We start from the raw sequence: 6,236 nt of genomic DNA, 5'->3' as shown, positions 1-6,236 counted from the left end.
GACAGTGCGCCGGGGGATCGATCCCCCGGCGCACTGTCGGCTCTGTGCGAGCGCCTCAATGCGACGCCTCGCCGATGCCTTAACTACCGAACGCCGGCGGAGGTCTTCCACGCCAAGCTCGCGGAACTTGGGGCGGTTGGTTAGGATGAAAAAGCCTTGTCGCGCTTCGACTTGAGCCCACCCGCAAAGTTAAAATGTCAGTCCTGAGCAAAATAGAAGTGTCAGTCTTCCGGTTGGGTGGTGCCAGCTGGGAGGTTGGTGATGGGCTGGGTGGTGATGAGCCGACAGGCCAAAGGCGCCGGCCTCCATGACCGGCGTCTTTGGTCGTTCATCGGCTGGCACCGTTAGCGTTCGGAATCGTGCTTGGAAGCGCTGGGGCGCAGCAGCCTGTCTTCTTCTCGGGCGTGGGCTTTGCCGCGCGCCTCGGCCTGTTCCAGGTCGCGGCCTTCCGGGCCATCGACGGCGTCGGCCGCCGCACGGGCCTTTTCCGCCACCTGCCCCGTCGCTACGAAATCGCGGGCGTGCTTGTCGTAGGCACGGGTCGCGGTACGGTTGCCCTCGCCTTCATTGCGGTTGGACATGGGATGATCCTTATGAGGCGGGCTTAGCCGACCTTGGCCGGCCCCGAGGGTACGGACACGTCGCCTAGCGCCGCCAGGGCAGACTTGACTTCGGACAGTTGGTGGGCTGTCGTCGGCGGCAGGTCGGTGGTCATGTTCTCCTCGCTCGCCACCATGAGCAGCTGCAGGTCATGTTCCCAATGGCGCAGCAGCAGGATCTTTTCCGCCCGGTTCAGGCGGTCGGTGACGACCAGGTCGTGCGGCGTCTCGAAATAACGGGACACGTCGCCCAGCAGCGTGTCGATGTCCGGAAGGGCCTCATGTACGGCGGTCATGATGCGTCTCCTTTCAAGGCCTGTGAGGATATCCGGCCGGCTACACCCTGCCGGTCAGCACCAGCACCAGGACGACGATGAGCACGATGCTCAACAGGCCACTGGGGCCGTAGCCCCAGCCGCGGCTGTAGGGCCAGCTGGGAATGGCCCCCAGCAGCAACAGGACCAGGACAACAAGCAGGATGGTGCCGAGCATGGGGTGATCCTCCGTTGGGGATGGACTGTTTTTGCCCGTCTTGCCGCGGGCATGTCCGTCAGGCGGCGATAGAAGGTGCCGAGACCTCTAGGGGAAGTGCTGGACGCGGCGTGGGCGCATAATCGCCCTCCCCGGCTCCGTCCCCGATCGGTTCGGCATGCGCACGGCGATCGGCCAGGCGGATGGGGGCGTGTCGCTGGGCCGTCAGCCATTGCGTGGACATTCGTTTCCACTGGTTGGCGTCCCGCGACCAAGGTTTCCTGTCAGGCACTTCACCTAAATCCTTATGCCAGGTGATTGATTTCGCTTCGTCAGGTCAGTGGCTGCTCACCGGATGGCTGGCATCCCAGGCGCTGGATGTGGCCATGCCCGTGGGGGCGCCGAGGCCGGTATCGCCCGGGTCCATGCCCATGATGTCGGCCAGCCGGGCTCGCCCACGGTTCACGCGGCTTTTGATGGTGCCCAGGGCGCAGCCGCAGATCTCGGCCGCCTCCTCATAGCTGGCGCCGGCGCCGCCCACCAGGACCAGCGCCTCGCGCTGTTCCACGGGCAGCTTCATCAGCGCCGCCTTCAGCTCACGGCCGGCGATGCCCCATTCCTGCGCGGGGCTGATGGTCAGCCGCGCGGTGTGGACACCGTCCGGGTCGCCCACCTCGCGCTGCTGGTGTTTGGCGACGGAGTAGTACCGGTTGCGCAGGATGGTGAAGAGCCAGGCGCGCAAATTGGTCCCTGGGGTGAACTGGCCCGCATGGGACCAAGCGCGGACGATGGCATCCTGCACCAAGTCGTCGGTGTCGGCGGCGTTGTTGGTCAGCGACCGTGCGAAGGCCCGCATGGCGGGGATCAGCTTGACCAGTTCGTCACGAAAGGTGGGCGATGTCTCAGCGGATGGCATGGGTCACACCTTTTTGTGAAAGCCCGCTGCGATTTTATTCTTGTTAAAGAAATCGCAAGTGGATGCGGGCGATAATGGGTTCGGTAATTCCCCGAATTCGTCTGTCTTCTTGGGTTACTATAAGCAAACGCCGCTGCCAGCGTCTCTCCATATTTCGGGAAAATCCCTAGGTTTATCGCTGTATTTATTCGGTCTATTTAACGGATGGACTATGACCATCCGATTATCCGGCATGCCGCCGCGACAAGCGCAGGGCTAGTCTGTTCAAAGGAGGGGAAGGGAAATTTTGCGGTACCGGCCGGCCCCTGCCCTACGCCCATCGCCGCAGTCCCCTGCCGGCCGGCTTACACGGTAAGGGCGGCTATACCGTTGCCGCCGTGGAACAAAGCCGCCGCTGGCCGCTTTAGTCATGGTGCGAAGGGCATAGCCCGGGCTTTTGGGAAGGATGTCATGACCAAGCGGCAGAAAAGCATTGAGTTTCAGCGCACTCCGGCTCTGACGCCCGTTGTGGCGGCGGGCTATTCGACGGCGGCGGCCTATGCCACCCCCTTCGACATCGTCCAAGACGCGGTGGATGAACGGATCCGGGAGATGTTCTGTGACGCTGTTGCCGAGCCCCTGCCCCCCGAGATCCATGCCCTGCTCGCTCACTTGCAGGGGAAAACCCTGCTGAATTAAGCCGTCCGTTACCCCGGCGGCGCCTGAACACCGAAAAGGCCGGTCCCGTTGCGGGTACCGGCCTTTTCATGTTGGGGTATCAGGCCGGCTCAGCGCGCGTGCCGGCCCTCGCCCACCTCCTCGATGATCTTGGCGACGAAGGCCGGCAGGTCATCCGGGGACCGGCTGGTGATGACGCCGTTGTCCACCACCACCTCTTCGTCCACCCAGTCGCCGCCGGCGTTCTCAACGTCCTTGCGTATGGACTTGTAGGAGGTGACGCGACGGCCGTGCAGGGCATCGGCCTCCACCAGCAACCAAGGGCCGTGACAAATGGCGGCCACTACCTTGCCGCTGTCCAGAAAGCCCGTCACGCGGCTCATGGCGTCCGGATTCACCCGCAGCAGGTCAGGATTGATCTGACCTCCAGGCAACACCACGGCGTGGTAATCCTCCACCTTGGTGTCGGCGATGCGCAAGTCGGCCTCTACCGTCTCGCCCCAGTCGGTGTGGTCCCAGCCGCGGATGGGCTTGCCGTCCGGGGTGGCCACGTCAACCTTGGCGCCGGCTTTGCGCAGCTCATCCCGGGGGACGGTCAGTTCGGATTGCTCAAAGCCGTTGGCGGCCAGGATCAGGATGCGGGCGTCGTGGATGTCGGCCATAACTGGCGTTCCTTTTGCTGGGGGGCGGAGAGTCGGGCGAACAACCCCCGCCCGCCCCCACGGTTCCCCGCCTATTGGGGCGCCGCCGGCTGGACCTCGGCCGCCTGCGCCCGCGCCAGGTAGTCATCCAGTTGATCCAGCGTGCCGCCCCAGCCCTGGCGCATGCTGTCCATGCCGGCGGCGAAAGTGGCCTCCTCCTCCGCCGTGGCGTTGACCGGCACGGCGGTGCAGTCCAGGTGGGTGGCGCCGCCGTCGGCGACGAAGGCGGTGGTGCTCAGCACCTCCAGCGGCCAAGTTGGGCTCATGGGGTGGCGCACCGGCATGCCCTCGGCGTCGGTGAAGGAGACGAGGAAGGACATCAGGCCCGGCGTCGATGGTGTGGGGGCGGTGATCTCGCGGAAGGTCCACTTGCCCCACATGGTGAAGTCACCGGCCCCGGCCGGCGGCTTCATGCCATAGAAGAAGGTCCCGCCGGGCCGCAGGTCCAGGTCGCCGCGCACCCAGGTGAAACCCTTGGGCCCCCACCACAGGCGCAGCCTCTCCGGCTCGGTATAGGCTGACCACAGCAGGCAGGGGTTGGCGGCGAAGCGGCGGGACAGGCGGAATTCGGGGGTCTCGGTCATGGTGCCGGGTCCTTCTGCTGTCGTGTGTCGGGTATCAGCCGGCTTGGCCGGCGGCCAGCGGGCACGGCTCACCGGGCGCTGCCAACGGATGGGCGAAGCTCCACAGATGGCCGAAGGGGTCGGCCACCTGGCCGTAGCGGGCGCCCCAGAAGGCGTCCATGGCCGGCATGGTGACCGTGGCGCCGGCCGCCACCGCTCGCTCCATGGCGGCGTCGCAGTTGGGCACCTCCAGGTGCAGGACCGCGCTGGTGCCCTTCAACAGATCCGGCGGGGCGCTGGTGCCGCCGTGCTCCGCCCGGTATTCGGGAAAGTCGTCGCGCAGGAACAGGCGGGCGCCATTCACGCGGATCTCCGCATGCAGCAGGCGCTCGCCGTCTTCGGCCGGCATGCGGAACACCTCCTCCGCGCCCAGGCCCTGGACGTAGAAGGCCAGCGCCGCCTTGGCGTCGCGGACCACCAAATGGGGGATGACGCCCTGCTGAATGGGCTGAACGGTATCGGACATGGTTGTGCTCTCCCATTTTTAACTGTGTGGGCCACGCGGGGACGCGGGCTTGCCCCAAGGACGGTGGCCGCATTCCCGTGCCGACAGGGGACCGGCATTTTTTCTCAAATTGGCGCGGCGTCGCGTACCAGCCGATCCAGATGCTGGCGGATGTGGGCCGCCTCCGCCGGCGTATGGGCCAGGGCGATGGCGCGATCGAAGGCTACCCGCGCCTCCGCCGTGCGGCCCAGCTGGGTCAGATAGGCACCCTTTACCCCGAAGAAGTGGAAGTAACCCGCCAGCCGCTCGCCCAGGGGCTCGATCATGGCCAGGGCCGCCGCCGGTCCCCGCACCTTGGCCGTGGCGACTGAACGGTTCAGCGTCACCACCGGCGAGGGCTGGATGTGTTCCAGCGTGGCGTACAACAGGTCGATCTGCGTCCAGTCCGTCTCGGCCGCCGTGGCCGCCCGGGCATGCAGGGCGGAGATGGCCGCTTGCACCAGATAGGGCGTGGGCTGGCCGTGGCGCATGGCCTTGTCGATCAGGGCCAGGCCCTCCGCGATCATGGGGGCGTTCCAGCGGCCGCGGTCCTGGTCCTCCAGCAGTACCAGGTTGCCCTCGCCGTCGAAGCGGGCGGCGGATCGCGCCTGTTGCAGCAGCATCAGCGCCAGCAGGCCCATGATCTCCGGTTCCGACGGGAACAGGCGCAGCAGCAGGCGGGCCAGGCGGATGGCTTCATGCGCCAGGGGTGCCCGGCGTTCCGTCGTATCGCCGCCGGCGGAATAGCCCTCGTTGAACAGCAGGTAGAGCATGGCGGCGACGGCACCCAGCCGCGCCGCCCGCTCCGGTGCGCCGGGGGTCTCGAACGGCACGCCCGATCGGGTGATGCGCGCCTTGGCCCGGGTGATGCGCTGTTCCATGGCGCTGTCGCTGACCAGGAAGGCACGCGCGATCTCCGCCACGCTGAGGCCGGAGACGATGCGCAGGGCCACGGCGATCTGCTGCGTGGCCGGCAGGTCCGGCGGGCAGCAGATGAACAGCAGGCGCAGGATGTCGTCCCGGTAGCCCGCGCCGTCCAGGCGTTCCGCCAGTTCGGCCTCGGCATCCTCCTCGCCGCCATCGCCGTCGGTCAGCGTGTCCTCGTCCGGCAGGGGCTGCTGGCGCGCCAGGCGGCGCACCGTGTCCAGGGCGGCGTTCCGTCCGACGAAGATCAGCCAGGCGGCGGGATCGCGCGGCGGACCGTTGCGCGGCCAGGCTTTCAAGGCGCGCAGGGAGGCCTCCTGGAAGGCTTCCTCCGCCGTGTCCAGGTCGCGGAAATAGCGCAGCAAGGCCCCCATCGCCTGGGGCCGGGCGGCCGTCAGCGCGGTGTTGATCCAGGCCATGTCCGCGCCCTCGGCCATGATCTCACGCCCCGGTGGCAGTGGCAGTGGGGGCCGGCGCCGGATGGTAAAGGCCCACCGGACGGATCTCGTAGCTGCCGCCGGGGTTGGCGCGGCCCAGCTCGCGGGCCGTGTCCAGGACTTGCTCCAGCGTCTCGCCTTCCACCAGGTAGAAGCCCAGCAGCTGTTCCTTGGTTTCGGCGAAGGGGCCGTCGATCACCAGCGGCGGGTCGCTATCCTTGCGCAACGTGGTGGCGGCCGTCGTGGGCAGCAGCCGGGCCACAGGGCCCAGGCGGCCCTCGCGCGCCAGTTTCTCATGCACCACCGACAGCTTGGCCATCACGGCGTCATCCTCCTCCTTGGTCCAGGAACCGACGACGTCTTCGCGGTGATAGCACAGGATGGCGTACAGCATGGGTGATCCTCCAGCGGCGGGACGGCCGGT

Annotated in this window: 10 protein-coding genes; 1 reads left to right on the top strand and 9 read right to left on the bottom strand. The window is 67.0% G+C overall.

The genetic code is table 11. The annotated features are described in order from the left end of the window. Positions 1-344 precede the first annotated feature (344 nt). The 4 genes from FBZ88_RS05305 to FBZ88_RS05290 form a co-directional block, all read right to left on the bottom strand. A complete protein-coding gene (locus FBZ88_RS05305) occupies positions 345-581 on the bottom strand; it encodes a hypothetical protein (RefSeq protein WP_145615718.1) in 237 nt (78 codons plus the stop codon). Between the two features lie 23 nt (positions 582-604). After that, positions 605-895 (bottom strand): hypothetical protein, encoded by a 291-nt coding sequence (locus FBZ88_RS05300; protein ID WP_145615717.1) that lies wholly within the window; start codon positions 893-895, stop codon positions 605-607. Positions 896-935: 40 nt separating this feature from the next. Continuing rightward, positions 936-1,091, bottom strand: coding sequence for a DUF3309 family protein (locus tag FBZ88_RS05295; protein WP_004274473.1), 156 nt, complete (start codon positions 1,089-1,091; stop codon positions 936-938). A 316-nt stretch (positions 1,092-1,407) separates the two neighbouring features. Next, positions 1,408-1,986: a sigma-70 family RNA polymerase sigma factor gene (locus FBZ88_RS05290; protein WP_145615716.1), complete on the bottom strand. Its 579-nt coding sequence runs from the start codon at positions 1,984-1,986 to the stop codon at positions 1,408-1,410. 450 nt (positions 1,987-2,436) lie between these two features. Here FBZ88_RS05290 and FBZ88_RS05285 point away from each other — a divergent pair, with 450 nt between their 5' ends. Further along, positions 2,437-2,664 (top strand): hypothetical protein, encoded by a 228-nt coding sequence (locus FBZ88_RS05285; protein ID WP_004274474.1) that lies wholly within the window; start codon positions 2,437-2,439, stop codon positions 2,662-2,664. Positions 2,665-2,753: 89 nt separating this feature from the next. Here the strand turns inward: FBZ88_RS05285 and FBZ88_RS05280 are convergent, their stop codons facing one another. The 5 genes from FBZ88_RS05280 to FBZ88_RS05260 form a co-directional block, all read right to left on the bottom strand. Continuing rightward, positions 2,754-3,305, bottom strand: coding sequence for a type 1 glutamine amidotransferase domain-containing protein (locus tag FBZ88_RS05280; protein ID WP_145615715.1), 552 nt, complete (start codon positions 3,303-3,305; stop codon positions 2,754-2,756). A 71-nt stretch (positions 3,306-3,376) separates the two neighbouring features. Beyond that, complete coding sequence (locus FBZ88_RS05275) at positions 3,377-3,928, bottom strand: SRPBCC family protein (protein WP_145615714.1); 552 nt, start codon at positions 3,926-3,928, stop codon at positions 3,377-3,379. A gap of 34 nt (positions 3,929-3,962) precedes the next feature. Further along, positions 3,963-4,433 carry a VOC family protein gene (locus FBZ88_RS05270; protein ID WP_145615713.1) on the bottom strand — a complete coding sequence of 157 codons (471 nt, stop codon included), beginning with the start codon at positions 4,431-4,433 and terminating at the stop codon, positions 3,963-3,965. Positions 4,434-4,537: 104 nt separating this feature from the next. Continuing rightward, on the bottom strand, positions 4,538-5,812 hold the full coding sequence (locus FBZ88_RS05265) for an RNA polymerase sigma factor (RefSeq protein ID WP_145615712.1): 1,275 nt from the start codon (positions 5,810-5,812) through the stop codon (positions 4,538-4,540). 4 nt (positions 5,813-5,816) lie between these two features. Further along, positions 5,817-6,206, bottom strand: a complete 390-nt coding sequence (locus FBZ88_RS05260) for a YciI family protein (RefSeq protein WP_145615711.1) — start codon at positions 6,204-6,206, stop codon at positions 5,817-5,819. Between the last annotated feature and the right edge of the window lie 30 nt (positions 6,207-6,236).

Origin of the sequence: Nitrospirillum bahiense, from assembly GCF_007828025.1 — a bacterium.
In the GTDB taxonomy this organism is placed as follows: domain Bacteria; phylum Pseudomonadota; class Alphaproteobacteria; order Azospirillales; family Azospirillaceae; genus Nitrospirillum; species Nitrospirillum amazonense.
The sequence above is the reverse complement of the archived record's forward strand: the minus strand, read 5'-3'. Positions and strand labels throughout refer to the sequence as shown.